The 15252-nt window shown below is 67.8% G+C and carries 12 protein-coding genes; 7 read left to right on the top strand and 5 right to left on the bottom strand.

Annotated features, from left to right (window positions below; genetic code table 11):
• Positions 1-3 precede the first annotated feature (3 nt).
• Complete coding sequence (locus tag FHG66_RS09330) at positions 4-2268, top strand: peptidoglycan -binding protein (protein ID WP_139076474.1); 2265 nt, start codon at positions 4-6, stop codon at positions 2266-2268.
• A gap of 198 nt (positions 2269-2466) precedes the next feature.
• Here the strand turns inward: FHG66_RS09330 and FHG66_RS09325 are convergent, their stop codons facing one another.
• From FHG66_RS09325 to gloB, 3 genes are all read right to left on the bottom strand, one after another.
• Positions 2467-3480 carry a M23 family metallopeptidase gene (locus tag FHG66_RS09325; protein ID WP_246082531.1) on the bottom strand — a complete coding sequence of 338 codons (1014 nt, stop codon included), beginning with the start codon at positions 3478-3480 and terminating at the stop codon, positions 2467-2469.
• Between the two features lie 482 nt (positions 3481-3962).
• On the bottom strand, positions 3963-6293 hold the full coding sequence (gene clpA / locus FHG66_RS09320) for an ATP-dependent Clp protease ATP-binding subunit ClpA (protein ID WP_139076473.1): 2331 nt from the start codon (positions 6291-6293) through the stop codon (positions 3963-3965).
• Positions 6294-6509: 216 nt separating this feature from the next.
• Positions 6510-7286 carry a hydroxyacylglutathione hydrolase gene (gene gloB, locus FHG66_RS09315; RefSeq protein WP_139076472.1) on the bottom strand — a complete coding sequence of 259 codons (777 nt, stop codon included), beginning with the start codon at positions 7284-7286 and terminating at the stop codon, positions 6510-6512.
• A gap of 75 nt (positions 7287-7361) precedes the next feature.
• Between gloB and FHG66_RS09310 the strand changes: the two genes are divergently transcribed.
• From FHG66_RS09310 to FHG66_RS09285, 6 genes are all read left to right on the top strand, one after another.
• Positions 7362-8114 (top strand): class I SAM-dependent methyltransferase, encoded by a 753-nt coding sequence (locus tag FHG66_RS09310; RefSeq protein WP_139076471.1) that lies wholly within the window; start codon positions 7362-7364, stop codon positions 8112-8114.
• Between the two features lie 202 nt (positions 8115-8316).
• Complete coding sequence (locus FHG66_RS09305) at positions 8317-8877, top strand: F0F1 ATP synthase subunit delta (RefSeq protein ID WP_139076470.1); 561 nt, start codon at positions 8317-8319, stop codon at positions 8875-8877.
• A complete protein-coding gene (gene atpA / locus FHG66_RS09300) occupies positions 8877-10415 on the top strand; it encodes a F0F1 ATP synthase subunit alpha (protein ID WP_139076540.1) in 1539 nt (512 codons plus the stop codon). The genes FHG66_RS09305 and atpA overlap by 1 nt, the downstream gene beginning before the upstream one ends.
• Positions 10416-10429: 14 nt before the next feature.
• The gene (locus tag FHG66_RS09295; protein WP_139076469.1) at positions 10430-11296 is read left to right on the top strand and encodes a F0F1 ATP synthase subunit gamma; all 867 of its coding nucleotides are present in this window, start codon (positions 10430-10432) and stop codon (positions 11294-11296) included.
• 84 nt (positions 11297-11380) lie between these two features.
• Positions 11381-12814, top strand: a complete 1434-nt coding sequence (gene atpD, locus FHG66_RS09290) for a F0F1 ATP synthase subunit beta (RefSeq protein ID WP_139076468.1) — start codon at positions 11381-11383, stop codon at positions 12812-12814.
• A gap of 4 nt (positions 12815-12818) precedes the next feature.
• Positions 12819-13220, top strand: coding sequence for a F0F1 ATP synthase subunit epsilon (locus FHG66_RS09285; RefSeq protein ID WP_139076467.1), 402 nt, complete (start codon positions 12819-12821; stop codon positions 13218-13220).
• A 72-nt stretch (positions 13221-13292) separates the two neighbouring features.
• On the opposite strand, the gene FHG66_RS09280 is transcribed toward FHG66_RS09285, so the two are convergent.
• Both FHG66_RS09280 and FHG66_RS09275 read right to left on the bottom strand, forming a co-directional pair.
• Positions 13293-14147 carry a class I SAM-dependent methyltransferase gene (locus FHG66_RS09280; RefSeq protein ID WP_139076466.1) on the bottom strand — a complete coding sequence of 285 codons (855 nt, stop codon included), beginning with the start codon at positions 14145-14147 and terminating at the stop codon, positions 13293-13295.
• A gap of 64 nt (positions 14148-14211) precedes the next feature.
• Complete coding sequence (locus tag FHG66_RS09275; protein WP_139076465.1) at positions 14212-15231, bottom strand: ribose-phosphate pyrophosphokinase; 1020 nt, start codon at positions 15229-15231, stop codon at positions 14212-14214.
• Positions 15232-15252 lie beyond the last annotated feature (21 nt).

Here is a 15252-nt window from a genome sequence, read left to right as displayed (position 1 = left end):
GCGATGCTGCGCGCCCGCCGACGCGGGGTCCATGCGGCGACCTGGCCCGGCTTCGTGGATGCGATGACGGGCCTGCTGCTTGTCCTCATGTTCGTCCTCACGATCTTCACGGTGGTGCAGTTCACCCTGCGCGACCAGATCAGCGGCCAGCAGACCCGGCTGGACGACCTGACCGGGCAGGTGGCCTCGCTCACCGAAGCGTTGGGCCTGTCGCAGGGGCGCGAGGCCGACCTGTCGGACGCTCTGGCGGAAGCCACCCGGCGCGGCGACGAGCAGGCAACCCTGATCGACAGCCTGACACAGGAACGGCAGGCGCAGGACGCTGCCCTGACCGAAGCGCGGATCCGCATCACCGACATCGAAGCGCAGGTTGCCACCCTTCTTCTTCAACGTGACGAGGCTCGGGGTCAGGTGGCGGCCCTCGAGACCCAGGCTGCGCAGCAGGCGGAGGAAGCGGCGACCCTCAGCCAGGCGCTCGCCTCCGCCCGGGACGAGATCGACACGCAGACCGAACAGGCCCGCCTTGCTGCTGCCCGCCGCGAGGCGCTGGAACAACTGGTTCGCTCGCTCCAGAACCAGACCGCCCAGGGCGGGGAGGCGCTGGCCGAGGTGAACGAGCGATTGTCCGAAGCCGAGCAGCAACGTCTTGTCGACGCCGCGGCGGCCGAAGCCCTGCGGCAGCGGCTGGAGGACTCCGAGGCCGAACTGACAGCCATGACCCTCACCCTCGAGGACGAGCGCAGAAAGGCCGAGGAAACCCTGACCCTCCTGGCCGCTGCCGAGGCCGCGCGCGACGACCTCGACATCCAGCTTGCCGCCGCGATCCTGGCGCGGCAGGAGGCCGACCGGCAGGCCCAGGAGGCTCGGACGCAAGGCGACGATCTCGACGCTCGGCTGCTTGCGGCGCTCAACCTTCAGGAGAGCACCCAGGCCGAACTCGATACCGCCCGCGAAGCCTTGGAGGCCGCCCAGGCGGAAGGGGCGTCGCTCTCCACCCGCCTCGCCGCCGCGCTGTCCGCCCAGGACCTGACCGAAGGCAATATGGCGGAGGCGCAGAAAGCCCTGGAAGCGGCCCTCAACGAGGCCCAGGCCAGCCGGCAGGAGGTGGAGGAGCGTCTGGCCCAGGCGATCCTGGCCCGCGACGCCGCCCAGGCGCAGCGCGAGGAGACCGAGGCCCGCCTTGCCGCCCTGGAAGTCGAGGGACGAGAGCGGGCAGCGGCGCTGGCCAGCGCCACCGAGGGTCAGGATGCGATGAGCCAACGTCTCGCCCGGGAAATCTCTGCTCGCGAGGCGGCGGAGGCAGAACTGGAGCGCCTTACGACCGAGCGGCGGGACCTGTCCGCGCAACTGGCCGAAGCCTTGGCACGGCAGGAGCCCGAAGCCGGTCCGACTCGCGACGACGATCTGCGAGCCCGCCTCACGGCGGCGCTGGAACGCCTTGCCGAAGCCGAGGCATCGTCCGATCAGGCGCTGACCGAAGCCGAGCGTCAGGCGGCGCTTCTCGCCATCGCCCAGGCCGAACTTGCGGATCAGGAGGAGCTTTCCACCGAAGCGCAGCGTCAGGTCGCCGCGCTCAACCAGCAGGTGGCCGAGTTGCGGGCCCAGGTCGGCACGCTCCAGGCTTTGCTGGAGGTGGCGCAGGACGCCGACGAAGACGCCCAGGTGCAGATCGAGTCCCTAGGGGCCGAGCTCAACACCGCATTGGCCCGGGTCGCCGCCGAGCAGCGCCGCCGTGCCGAGTTGGAGGAGGCCGAACGACAGAGGTTGAGCGAGGAAGCCGCACGCTTGGCCGCTGAGGCCGAGGACCTGGAGACCTACAAGTCCGAGTTCTTCGGCAACATGCGGCGGCTGCTGGAGGGCCGCGAAGGCATCCAGGTCGTGGGTGACCGTTTCGTCTTCTCCTCCGAGGTGCTGTTCGAGCCAGCCAGTGCCCAGCTATCGCCCGAAGGGCAGGCCCAGATCGCGCGCGTGGCCAGCCTCCTGACCGAGATCGCCTCCGATATTCCGCCCCAGATCGACTGGGTGATCCAGGTGGACGGCCACACCGACGACCTTCCCCTGTCCGGCACGGGTACGATCCGCGACAACTGGGAACTCAGTCAGGCACGCGCCCTGTCCGTGGTCCGTCAGATGAGCGAGGTCGAGGGCATCCCCGCCGAGCGCCTGTCCGCCAATGGTTATGGAGAGTACCAGCCCGTCGATCCGCGCGACACGCCGGAGGCCCGTGCGCGCAATCGCCGGATCGAGATAAAGCTGACGGAACGGTAACGCGGCTCCTCCGGGCAGCGAGCGATGATCGAAAGCCCGCTCTGCCGCTTGCCCAGTAGGTCGGCACAGGCTCGCCGTCTGCCTATCGCGGGCAGGGCATCGACCGCCCACTGCATGGCACCACCAGTCTGTCGCGTCCTGCCGGGGCCCGGCCCGCCGAGAGCGGACGTCCTTCTGGTAACCGCCCCTGCCCGGATGTCAGGGCATGTCGGTCGTGATCTCTTGCCGGCCGATCTCGGCGCCGTTGCGGACGAGGGTCACCGTTCCACGGTAGTTTCCTGCGGGCCAGCCACCCTGGGGCGCACGCAGCCCGGCGGCGCGGAACAGGAGGGCCTGAGTGCGGTCCAGCGGTTCGGAGTGGTCCAGCACCTCTTCGCCGCTGGGACCGAGGATGGAGATTTGCACCTCGTCCCCCTCGCGCCCACCGAAGAACAGGCCGAACAGAACCAGCGGCTGGTCGGGAACCGGCGCAACGGCCGCTGTGCCGGCACGAACGGCATCGTACTCCGGCACGGCGGTCGCGAAGCCTGCATTGGTGACGCCACCTTGGGGTAGCGGCAACGGGACGGCCCAAAGATCCGTTGCAGGCAGGGCGCCGCAGGTCGATGGGGCATCCGGCGCAAAGGGGTCCACCTCCTGCCCGTCCGTCCGAACGGTGAGGTGAAGATGCGGGAACTCGGTCTGGCCGGAAAGGCCGACACGCCCAAGCACGTCCCCAACCTTCACCTGATCCCCTTGGGCCACCGCGATCGAACCCCGGGCCATGTGGCAGTACTGGGTCTCCCAGCCGTCCTCATGGGTGATCAGGACGCCATTGCCGCATTCCCGGTCGGCGACGTCCGGCGCGCCGTCCGTGCCCTGCGGGATGTCCTCCATGCCGTCCCGCGCACCTTGGACGATTCCGGCCGCAGCAGCCCTGACCTCGACCCCAGCCTGCTGGGCAGCCAGCGTCGGCAGGGCGATATCGGTCCCGTCGTGTCCATCATAGGCCAGCGGGCCGCAGGCGGCATCCTGCGCGCCAGGACCCGGATCGTGGTCGAACAGGTTCTGGAGATAGCAATCGTCGCCCGGCGTGCAGGCGACCGGAAAGGCAAGTTCGAACGCACCGGCGCCCTTGGGGCACACTGTCAGCGTCAAACCCAGCACCAGACCCAGCGCTGTCCAGGACCGTGCCCGGCCTGTTGCCTGTGTCGACTCCTGCATCCTCGTCATGGGCACCCCTCCGTCGCTTCGCGCCTTTGGCAGGACCAATCCTGCCTCGGAGCGCCTCGAATGTCGTGTGGAGCATCCTGAGGGCGGCTGGGGATCAGGACAACCTTTGTCAGATCCGCAGGGAATCGCGCGCAGACTGGCCAGGACTTGCCGTATTGCGGTAGCACCGTTTTCCACGCCCGCATCGACATCGGGTCGAAGCTGTAGAAACCATGGAGAAGCTTGTTCGACAGGGTGAGGGCCGTGCGAGACCCTTATAGCCAAAGCTTTCGGTTCAAGAACCGTGTCTATGACCCGACCGCGCTGCATCCCGCCGGGCAAGACTTCGCCGTCCAGATGGCCGCGCGACTTACACCCGGCGGCACGGCCTGCCCCTCCGTTTCAGGGCAAGTGGCCAAGCTTGGGCAGGGCTTTCAGCAGCCCTGCCTGCTGTCCAGAACCCACTAATGAAAACGCCGCCCCGGAGGGCGGCGCTTCCTTGATCATTCCGCCGTGAGAAGCGGCGGCTTATTGTCCGTCAGGCGCGGGACCGAAGCGGACTCGTACTTCAAGTCCAGCTTGTCGTCCTTGACGCCCACGCGGACCACGCCGCCCTTCGTCAGCTTGCCGAACAGCAGTTCTTCGGCCAGCGGCTTCTTGATGTGCTCCTGGATCACGCGGCCCAGGGGACGCGCGCCCATCTTGTCGTCGTAGCCTTTCTCGCCAAGCCACGCCGCCGCCTCACGCGACAGCTCGATATGGACATGACGGTCCATCAGCTGCGCTTCCAGCTGGAGGACGAACTTCTCGACCACCTGATGGATGACCTCCTTCGACAGGGGCGCGAAGGAAATCACGGCGTCGAGACGGTTCCGGAACTCGGGCGTGAAGGTCCGCTCGATGGCGGCGGTGTCCTCGCCCTCGCGACGGTCGCGGCCGAAGCCGATGGCCGCCTTGGCCATGTCCGCCGCACCCGCGTTCGACGTCATGATCAGGATCACGTTGCGGAAGTCCACAGACCGGCCGTTATGGTCGGTGAGCTTCCCGTGGTCCATGACCTGCAACAGGATGTTGTAGACGTCCGGGTGCGCCTTCTCCATTTCGTCGAGGAGGAGCACGCAGTGCGGGTGCTGGTCCACCCCGTCCGTGAGCATCCCGCCCTGGTCGAAGCCGACATAGCCCGGAGGCGCCCCGATCAGCCGCGACACCGCGTGCTTCTCCATGTACTCGGACATGTCGAAGCGCAGGAGTTCCACGCCGAGCGTGTCGGCGAGCTGCTTGGCCACCTCGGTCTTGCCGACGCCGGTGGGGCCGGCGAACAGGTAGTTGCCGATGGGCTTCTCGGGCTCGCGCAGGCCGGCGCGGGCCAGCTTGATGGCCGAGGACAGCGCCACGATGGCATCGTCCTGCCCGAACACCACCCGCTTCAGGGCGCCTTCGAGGTCCTTGAGAACCTCTGCATCGTCCTTGGAGACGTTCTTGGGCGGGATGCGGGCGATCTTGGCCACGACGGCCTCGATCTCCTTGGCGCCGATGGTCTTGCGGCGCTTGCTGGACGGCATCAGGTGCTGGGCGGCCCCGGCTTCGTCGATCACGTCGATCGCCTTGTCGGGCAGCTTGCGGTCATTGATGTAGCGGGCCGACAGCTCCACCGCGATCCGGATCGCGTCGGAGGTGTACTTGATGTGGTGATGTTCCTCGAAGTAGGGCTTGAGGCCCGTGAGGATTTTCACGGTATCTTCCACCGAAGGCTCGTTCACGTCGATCTTCTGGAAGCGCCGCGACAGGGCGCGGTCTTTCTCGAAGTGCTGGCGGAACTCCTTGTAGGTGGTCGAGCCCATGCAGCGCAGCTTGCCGCCCTGGAGCGCGGGCTTGAGCAGGTTGGAGGCATCCATCGCGCCGCCGGAGGTTGCCCCCGCGCCGATCACGGTGTGGATCTCGTCGATGAACAGAACCGCGTCGGGATGCTGCTCCAGCTCGCTGACGACGGCCTTGAGCCGCTCCTCGAAGTCGCCGCGATAGCGCGTCCCGGCCAGCAGCGCGCCCATGTCGAGCGAGAAGATGGTCGCGCCCGCGAGCACGTCCGGAACCTCGCCATTGACGATCTTCCAGGCGAGGCCCTCGGCGATGGCGGTCTTGCCCACGCCGGGATCACCGACCAGGAGCGGGTTGTTCTTGCGGCGGCGGCAGAGGACTTGGATGCAGCGCTCCACCTCCAGCTCGCGGCCGATGAGCGGGTCCACGTCGCCCTTGCGGGACTTGGTGTTCAGATCGACGCAATACTTGGCCAGGGCGCTCTCCTTGTCGTCGGCGGACTCGGACTTGTCGTGCTCCTCGTTCTTGGACGAGGAGGAGCTGGCGCCCGTGACGGGACGGGACTCGCCAAAGGCGGGATCCTTGGCCACGCCATGCGCGATGAAGTTCACGGCGTCATAGCGGGTCATGTCCTGCTCTTGCAGGAAGTAGGCGGCGTTGGATTCACGCTCCGCGAAGATCGCGACCAGCACGTTCGCGCCCGTGACCTCGGTGCGGCCCGAGGACTGGACGTGGATGGCCGCCCGCTGGATGACGCGCTGGAACGCCGCGGTGGGCACGGCCTCGGACCCCTCGACGTCGGTGACCAAAGTGGACAGGTCGTCGTCGATGAAATCCTCGAGGTTCTTCCGCAACTCTTTCAGATCGACCGAGCAAGCGCGCATGACGCGTGCCGCGTCGGGCTCGTCGATGAGGGCGAGGAGCAGGTGTTCGAGGGTGGCGAGTTCATGACGCTTGCTGTTCGCGATGGCAAGCGCGGCATGGATGGACTGCTCGAGAGTGGTCGAGAAAGACGGCACTTGCGTGCTCCTCTGTCGGGGGCCGTTAGGGGACTTGCCCCACGCGACCTTGGGCCTCTTGGGTTTAAAGATCGGTGTTTGCGCCCGCGCTTCAAGCGGTTTTTTTATGCAGGCCGATCACGATCCCATGGGTAAGGGTCCGACGCCGCGTCAGCGACGCCGAAGCGGTCCGGAGAGGGACAGGCGACACGGAAAGCGCCTGTTCGTTAGGCGCACTCAGAACCTGTCCTTCGCGGAGCGGATCGCGCCGAACACCTCGGCGTCGGAGCGGTCCCGCATTCCCATCGCGGACTTAAGAACGGGGTCGTCCGCGCGCAAGAAGAGGTTGGTGGCGATCTCCTCCGAAAGCAGAGACGGCACGGTGGGTTCGCCCCGCTCGCGCGCCTGGCGGATCGCCTCGGCCCGGGCCTGGAGCGCCGCGTTCTCTCCGTCGATCGACAGGGCGAAGCGCGCGTTGCCCGTCGTGTACTCATGGCCGGAGCAGACCGTGGTGTCGGGCGGCAGCGCACGAAGCCGCAGGAGCGAGTCCCACATCATGGGCGCCGTTCCCTCGAAGAGCCGCCCGCAGCCCAGCGCCATCAGGCTATCGGCGGTGAAGACCATCTTCGAACGGGGGAAATGGAAGGCCACATGCCCCACCGTATGGCCGGACACGTCGATGACCTGAGCGGCCTCGCCGCAGGCCGTGACGCTGTCGCCGGGCGAGACCTCGAGATCCAGCCTTGGCAGCCGGTGCGCATCCGCGCGGGCTCCGATCACGCGAGCACCCCCGCGCAGCGCATCCACCGCCTGAATGTGGTCGTCGTGGTGATGAGTGATCAGAATGTCGCTCAGGGTCCAGCCGCGCCTGTCGAGCTCGGCCCTGATCGGCGCGGCCTCGGGCGCATCCACGAGCGCGGTCTCGCCCGTGGCCTCGTCGTGCAGCAGGAAGGCATAGTTGTCCTGGAGGCACGGCACGGTGACGAGCGTCAGGGGGGCGTCGTTGTCGGGCATGGCGGGGCTGCCTTCTCTTGATATGGTCGGGGCATCCTGCCCGGGCAAAGGCCTACCCGCAATGCAACCCGTCGCATGCATCTAGACGTTACCGAGCTTCGCGACTTCTATTACCGCAGCGCCCTGGGGCGTGCGGCCCAGCGGGTCATTCGCGACGAGCTGATAGGGCTCTGGCCCGAGGCCAAGGGGCAGGCGGTCGCGGGCTACGGTTTCGCGGTTCCTTTGCTGCGGCCTTATCTCCCGCAGGCGCGGCGCGTCATCGGCCTCATGCCGGGACCACAGGGCGTCATGCCCTGGCCCGCCGGGCAGCCCAACATCTCGCTCCTGTGCGAGGAAACCCTGTGGCCCATCTCAACGGGCTTTGTGGACAAGCTCGTGGTCATGCACGGCCTGGAGGTGAGCGAGCATCCCGCCGCCCTTCTCGAGGAATGCTGGCGCGTTCTGGGACCAGGGGGGAGGGCGGTCTTCGTGGTGCCGAACCGGGCGGGGCTCTGGTCCCGGACGGATGCCACGCCGTTCGGCTACGGCCGCCCCTATACCATGGGCCAGCTCGAGGTGGTGCTGCGCCGTCACCGCTTCACCATCGAGCGGGGGCACTCGACCCTGTACCAGCCGCCTTCGACCAAGCGGATCTGGCGGCGCGTCGGCGGCGTCATGGAGCAGGCGGGCCGCCGCATGCCGGCCCTCGCCGCCGGGGGCGTGCTGATGGTCGAAGCGTCCAAGCAGGTCGCGAACCCCACCCGGCCCGGCCTGACCGAAGCGGTGCGGCGCCCCATCGCGATCCCTCAAGGCATGCCGGCGCCGGTCGGCCGCCTCCCCTCATCTTGAGGTCCGGCACGCCCCGCGACCAAGGTCGCAGGGGGCCGGGTGGTCAGCGAAAACCCTTTCCAAGCCGTTGCGAGCGCAGGATCGGTCTGCTAGACGCGCCCACGAATGAACGCCTCCGCCGGAGCCGGGCTCCGGGCGGACGCTTGGCGCAGGATCTCTGCGACAGGGCGGACGGGGGCCATCGACAAACGGAAGGGTGGACGTGTCCGAACCAGCTTCGATCTCGACCGGCATCGCCAGCCGCTATGCCCAGGCCGTCTTCGACCTCGCGCGCGAGGAGGGGATGCTGGACGGCGTGGAAGCCGACATCAATGCGCTCGAGGCGGCGCTTTCGGACAGCGCCGACTTGCGGTCGCTGATCTCGTCGCCCATCTATTCCCGAGAGGAGCAGGGCGCGGCGATGGACGCGGTCGCGGGGCGCATGGCCCTGACGCCGGTGATGCGCAACGTGCTTGGCCTCATGGCCCAAAAACGCCGCCTGTTCGTGCTGCCCCAACTGGTCGCCGTCCTTCGGGAGCGGCTGAGCCAGGCCCGGGGCGAGGTCACGGCCGAAGTCATCTCGGCCCAGCCTCTCACGCCCGAGCAGGAGCGGAACCTGGGAGAGATGCTCGCGGCCCGCGAAGGCAAGCGCATCAGACTACGGACACAAGTCGACGAGTCGCTGATCGGCGGCCTCGTCGTTCGGGTGGGCTCGCGCATGATCGATACATCGATCCGCGCAAAGCTCGGCCGGTTGCAGAACATGATGAAAGAGGTGGGATGATGGCGATCCAAGCGGCCGAGATTTCGGCGATCCTTCGGGACCAGATCAGAAACTTCGGCCGTGAAGCCGAGGTGGCCGAGGTGGGCACCGTGCTCTCCGTCGGCGACGGCATCGCCCGCATCTACGGCCTGGACAACATCCAGGCCGGCGAGATGGTCGAATTCCCCGGCGGCATCATGGGGATGGCACTCAACCTTGAGACCGACAACGTCGGTTGCGTGATCTTCGGCTCGGACCGGGACATCAAGGAAGGCGACACCGTCAAGCGCACCCAGTCCATCGTGGACGTGCCCGCCGGCGACGCCCTCCTGGGCCGCGTCGTGGACGCGCTGGGCAACCCCATCGACGGCAAGGGTCCGATCGCCTTCGCCGAGCGCCGCGTGGCTGACGTCAAGGCCCCTGGCATCATTCCGCGCAAGTCGGTGCACGAGCCGATGGCCACGGGCCTCAAGTCCGTGGACGCGATGATCCCGATCGGCCGCGGCCAGCGCGAGCTCATCATCGGCGACCGCCAGACCGGTAAGTCGGCCATCGCGCTCGACGCGATCATCAACCAGAAGGTCTACAACGAGGCCGCCGGCGCCGACGAGAGCAAGAAGCTCTACTGCGTCTACGTCGCCGTGGGCCAGAAGCGCTCGACCGTGGCGCAGCTTGTCCGCCGCCTCGAGGAGTCGGGTGCCTTCGCCTACACCGTCGTGGTCGCCGCGACCGCCTCCGACCCCGCGCCCATGCAGTTCCTGGCGCCCTACGCCGCGACTGCCATGGCGGAGTACTTCCGCGACAACGGCCGCCACGCGCTCATCATCTATGACGACCTCTCGAAGCAGGCCGTGGCCTACCGCCAGATGTCGCTGCTGCTGCGCCGTCCGCCGGGACGCGAAGCCTACCCGGGCGACGTGTTCTACCTCCACTCCCGCCTGCTGGAGCGTTCGGCCAAGCTGAACGAGGACAACGGCTCGGGTTCGCTGACCGCGCTTCCCATCGTGGAAACGCAGGCCGGCGACATCTCGGCCTACATCCCGACCAACGTGATCTCGATCACCGACGGCCAGATCTTCCTTGAATCCGAGCTGTTCTACCAGGGCATCCGTCCGGCCGTGAACACGGGCCTGTCGGTGTCGCGTGTGGGCTCCTCGGCCCAGACCAAGGCGATGAAGTCCGTGGCCGGTCCCGTGAAGCTGGAACTCGCGCAGTACCGCGAGATGGCCGCCTTCGCGCAGTTCGGCTCGGACCTCGACGCGTCCACCCAGCAGCTGCTGAACCGTGGTGCGCGCCTGACCGAGCTGATGAAGCAGCCGCAGTACTCGCCGTTGACCAACGCCGAGATCGTCTGCGTCATCTATGCGGGCACTAAGGGCTATCTGGACAAGGTTCCAGTGAACCAGGTCGGCCGTTGGGAAGCGGGGCTGCTCAGCCACCTGCGGAACCGTCGCCGTGACGTGCTCGACATGCTCACGACGCAGGATCCGAAGATCGCCGGCGACGCCGAGAAGGCCATCCGTGGGGCCCTCGACGAATACGCCCGCGACTTCGCATAAGGGTGGGATAGGGGATGCCCAGCCTAAAGGACCTGAAGAACCGCATCGCCTCGGTGAAATCCACACGGAAGATCACCAAGGCCATGCAGATGGTCGCGGCGGCCAAGCTCCGCCGTGCCCAGGACGCGGCGGAAGCGGCGCGTCCCTACACCGAACGGTTCAACGCCGTGATGGCGGGACTCGCGGGCGGCACGGCGGGATCGCCCGCCGCACCGGCGCTTCTGGCCGGGACGGGGCGCGACCAGGTGCACCTGCTGGTCGTCATGACCTCGGAGCGGGGGCTTTGCGGCGCGTTCAACTCGTCCATCTCGCGGATGGCGCGCCTGGAAGCCCAGCGGCTCCTGGCGGCCGGCAAGACGATCAAGATCGTCACCGTCGGCAAGAAGGGCCGGGACGCGCTGCGGCGCGACCTGGGCCAGTACTTCATCGCCCATGTGGACCTCTCGGCCGAGCGTCGGCTGGGCTACGCCATCGGTCAGCGCATCGCCCGCGACATCATCGCCCGCTTCGAAGCCGGTGAGTTCGACGTCGCGACGATCTTCTACAACCGCTTCCAGTCGGTGATCTCCCAGATCCCGACGGCGCGGCAGGTGATCCCCGCGACCTTCGAGGACACGGGCGCGTCCGCGAACTACGACTACGAGCCCGGCGAGGAGGCCATCCTGGCCGACCTGCTGCCTCGCGGCGTGGCCACGCAGATCTTCGCGGCCCTCCTCGAGAACGCGGCCTCGGAACAGGGCGCGCGGATGTCGGCCATGGACAACGCCACCCGCAATGCGGGCGACATGATCGATAGGCTGACGATCCAGTACAACCGGAGCCGGCAGGCCGCGATCACCAAGGAGCTCATCGAGATCATCTCGGGGGCGGAGGCGGTCTAAGCCCGCGCCCCCTGGCCCCCTCGGGCGGCCGGACGACCAGACCACGGGGGACCGCCCCCGCACCGACACACGAGGAGAGACGCAATGGCACTGGACGCCACCCCCAGCGGCAAGATCACCCAGGTGATCGGCGCCGTCGTGGACGTGCACTTCGACGGGCACCTGCCCGCGATCCTGAACGCCCTGGAAACCACCAACAACGGCAGGCGCCTCATCCTCGAGGTGGCGCAGCACCTCGGTGAGAGCACCGTGCGCGCCATCGCCATGGATGCGACCGACGGCCTCGTCCGTGGCGCCGCCGTGTCCGACACCGGCTCGCCGATCTCGGTGCCCGTAGGACCGGGCACCCTCGGACGCATTCTCAACGTCGTGGGCGAGCCCGTGGACGAGCGTGGCCCGGTCCATGCGACCGAGACGCGCCCGATCCACGCCGACGCGCCCCTCTTCGCCGACCAGTCCACCGAGTCGACGATCCTCGTGACCGGCATCAAGGTGATCGACCTCCTCGCCCCCTATGCCAAGGGCGGCAAGATCGGCCTCTTCGGCGGCGCCGGCGTGGGCAAGACCGTGCTCATCCAGGAACTCATCAACAACATCGCCAAGGTGCACTCGGGCTTCTCCGTGTTCGCCGGGGTGGGTGAGCGGACCCGCGAAGGGAACGACCTTTACCACGAGTTCATCGAGTCCGGCGTCATCAACATGGACGACCTCGAGAAGTCCAAGGTGGCCCTCGTCTACGGCCAGATGAACGAGCCGCCGGGAGCGCGCGCCCGCGTGGCCCTGACCGGACTGACCATCGCCGAGCAGTTCCGCGACGCTTCGGGTACGGACGTGCTGTTCTTCGTGGACAACATCTTCCGCTTCACCCAGGCCGGGTCCGAAGTGTCGGCCCTTCTTGGCCGTATTCCTTCGGCCGTGGGCTACCAGCCGACGCTCGCCACCGACATGGGCGTTCTGCAGGAGCGGATCACCTCGACCAAGAACGGCTCGATCACCTCGGTGCAGGCGATCTACGTTCCAGCCGACGACCTGACCGACCCCGCGCCGGCCGCGTCCTTCGCCCACCTCGACGCCACGACCGTGCTGTCGCGCGCCATCTCCGAGCTCGGGATCTACCCGGCCGTGGACCCGCTCGACTCCACCTCGCGGATCCTCGACCCGCAGGTCGTGGGGCAGGAGCATTACGACACCGCCCGCGCCGTGCAGGGGATCCTGCAGCGGTACAAGTCGCTCCAGGACATCATCGCCATCCTCGGGATGGACGAGCTGTCCGAGGACGACAAGCTGACCGTGTCGCGCGCCCGCAAGATCCAGCGCTTCCTGTCGCAGCCCTTCGACGTGGCGCAGGTCTTCACCGGCTCGCCCGGCGTGCAGGTGCCGATCGAGGAAACCATCGCCTCCTTCAAGGCGGTGGTGAACGGCGAGTACGACCACCTGCCCGAGGGTGCGTTCTACATGGTCGGCGGCATCAAGGACGTGATCGCCAAGGCCGAGCGCATGGCAGCGGCGGCGGCCTGATCAGATGGCGGACACGCTCCAGTTCGACCTCGTGAGCCCGGAGCGGAGGCTATCCTCCGTCACGGCCCGCGAGGTGCAGATCCCCGGAACGGACGGGGATCTTACGGCGATGGCGGGGCATGTCCCCACCATCACCACGCTGCGGCCCGGCATCCTGCGGGTGCTCCACACCGGCGGCACCGAGGAGTTCGTGGTCTCTGGCGGCTTCGCCGAGATCACGGCGACGAACGTGTCGGTCCTGGCCGAGCAGGCCCTGCCACGCGCCGAAGTGACGGCCGACGTGCACGCTCGCATGGTCGCCGAAGCCCGCGAGGCGGTCGTGACTGCACAGGGTGCCGGCGACTCGAGCCGCGTGGACGAAGCCGCCAAGGCGCTGGCCGATGTCGAGGCGATCGGCACCCGCTGACCTCGGTTGCATCCCAATCCTATGGGGCCCGGCAGCGATGCCGGGCCTTTTCCATTTGGCGATGGTCAGGCATCACGCCGAAGCAAGAAACAGGTTGAGCGTGGCCGGAACGCGCACTGTTCCACCGCTCTCGAAACCGCCTAGGCGCTCGGCCACCGCGCTCTCGATGGCCGCTACATCATCCCCGCTGCCTTCCCGGAGTCTCAGGATCCGCGCGGCCGGGCCCACTCGACTGGTGAGGCGGGCCACGCTCTGAACATCGCCGGGCGGGGTCAGCATGACGTGGCGCTCCTGGCTCCGGACATCCGTGAGCCCGGCCGCGCGCAGGAGCGCGACGACGTGATCCCGGTCGGCGAAGGCGAGGGGTCCCGGGGCCCCCGGTTCAATTGCCGGGGGACTCCCGAGCCTTTCGACGGCGGCGGCCTGCGGGATCAGGAACCAGGGGTTCTGCTCCACTCCGGCCCAGGCCACGACGGCGATCCTCCCTCCGGGCCTCAGCACGCGGCCAAGGTTCCTGAAGGCTGCCACCGTGTCCTCGAAGAACATGACTCCGAACCGCGACAGGATGAGGTCGAAACGGCCCGGGCCGAGGTCGTGGGTCTGCGCGTCGGCCCGCAGGAACCGGATGGAGCCATGCCCGGCCCGCTCGGCCCGTTCACGCGCCCGCGCCAGCAACGGCTCTGCGATGTCCAGGGCCGTCACATGCCCGGCTCCGACCAGTTCTGCCAGACGCAGCGTGCTGGCCCCGGTGCCGCAACCGACATCGAGCACCTCCTCGCCCCGGTGGGGCGCGGCAGCTTCCATGAGGACGGCAAGCGCGGGTTCGAGCGTAGCGTCGAGCGCCGCCTCGTGATCGATCCAGAGCCGTCCCGAGGGGGAACTCCAGTACTCCGCCTGTGCGGCGTTGCCAGCCGATGCAGTGGTCATGCGGGTCACCTCCTCTCGGGAGGTTAGCACGATCGGCCCCGGCTGACCCCTGTCGTTCCGGGGGTCACCCGCGCGAGTACATCCCCTCGTAGATCGGGGCGAGGCTGTCGGCCTCGAACAGGGACGACACCGACGTGCCGTTCCAGATGTTCAGGATTGCCTGCGCGAACATCGGCGCGGTCGGGACGATGCGGATGTTGTGGGCGGCCCTGACATGTTCGGTCGGCTCGATGGAGTCGGTGATGACCAGGCTCTTGAGCATGGAATTCGATACCCGTTCGACAGCAGGACCCGACAGGACGCCGTGGGTGATGTAGGCGTGGACCTCCTTGGCCCCCTGCATGCAGAGCAGCTCGGCCGCCTTCACCAGCGTGCCGGCGGTGTCGCAGATGTCGTCCACGATGACGCAGATCTGGTCCTTGACGTCCCCGATCACCGTCATCTCGGCGATCTCGCCCGGACGGGCGCGGCGCTTGTCCACGATGGCGAGGTTCGCCCCGATCCGCTGCGCCAACTCCCGCGCGCGGGCCACGCCGCCCACGTCGGGCGACACAACCGTCATCTCGGCCGAGCGCCCGTTGAAATGATGCTCGATGTCCAACGCAAAGATCGGCGCGGCATAAAGGTTGTCCACCGGGACGTCGAAGAACCCCTGGATCTGCGCGGCATGGAGGTCCAGCGTCAGCACCCGGTCGATCCCGGCGGTCGTCAGCAGGTTCGCGACCAGCTTGGCGCTGATCGGCGTGCGGGCCTTGGCGCGGCGGTCCTGCCGGGCATAGCCGAAATAGGGGATCACCGCCGTGATCCGATGGGCCGAGGACCGGCGCAGCGCATCGGTCATGATTAGCAATTCCATGAGCGTGTCGTTCGCAGGGTTCGACGTGCTCTGGATGACGAACATGTCCTCGCCGCGGACGTTCTCGAAGACCTCGACAAAGATTTCCTGGTCGTTGAACCGCTCGACCCGCGCGCTGACGAGTTCCACTGCGACGCCGCGGTGCAGCGACATGCGCCGCGCGACCGACTTGGCCAGAGAGACGTTGGCGTTGCCGGAGATGAGCTTGGGCTCGGTCATGACGGGCATGGGTGATTCCTTCTACGCTGG

Origin of the sequence: Rubellimicrobium rubrum (genome assembly GCF_006152115.1) — a bacterium.
Classification (GTDB): Bacteria; Pseudomonadota; Alphaproteobacteria; order Rhodobacterales; family Rhodobacteraceae; genus Rubellimicrobium; species Rubellimicrobium rubrum.
The sequence above is the reverse complement of the archived record's forward strand: the minus strand, read 5'-3'. Positions and strand labels throughout refer to the sequence as shown.

Excerpts from the sequence above, each read along its gene's own strand:
- FHG66_RS09310 (WP_139076471.1), top strand. The coding sequence starts at position 7,362 with ATGCATCTAGACGTTACCGAGCTTCGCGACTTCTATTACCGCAGCGCC.
- FHG66_RS09280 (WP_139076466.1), bottom strand. The coding sequence starts at position 14,147 with ATGACCACTGCATCGGCTGGCAACGCCGCACAGGCGGAGTACTGGAGT.
- FHG66_RS09275 (WP_139076465.1), bottom strand. The coding sequence starts at position 15,231 with ATGCCCGTCATGACCGAGCCCAAGCTCATCTCCGGCAACGCCAACGTC.
- FHG66_RS09295 (WP_139076469.1), top strand. The coding sequence starts at position 10,430 with ATGCCCAGCCTAAAGGACCTGAAGAACCGCATCGCCTCGGTGAAATCC.
- gloB (WP_139076472.1), bottom strand. The coding sequence starts at position 7,286 with ATGCCCGACAACGACGCCCCCCTGACGCTCGTCACCGTGCCGTGCCTC.
- atpA (WP_139076540.1), top strand. The coding sequence starts at position 8,877 with ATGGCGATCCAAGCGGCCGAGATTTCGGCGATCCTTCGGGACCAGATC.
- FHG66_RS09285 (WP_139076467.1), top strand. The coding sequence starts at position 12,819 with ATGGCGGACACGCTCCAGTTCGACCTCGTGAGCCCGGAGCGGAGGCTA.
- FHG66_RS09330 (WP_139076474.1), top strand. The coding sequence starts at position 4 with ATGCTGCGCGCCCGCCGACGCGGGGTCCATGCGGCGACCTGGCCCGGC.
- FHG66_RS09325 (WP_246082531.1), bottom strand. The coding sequence starts at position 3,480 with ATGACGAGGATGCAGGAGTCGACACAGGCAACAGGCCGGGCACGGTCC.
- atpD (WP_139076468.1), top strand. The coding sequence starts at position 11,381 with ATGGCACTGGACGCCACCCCCAGCGGCAAGATCACCCAGGTGATCGGC.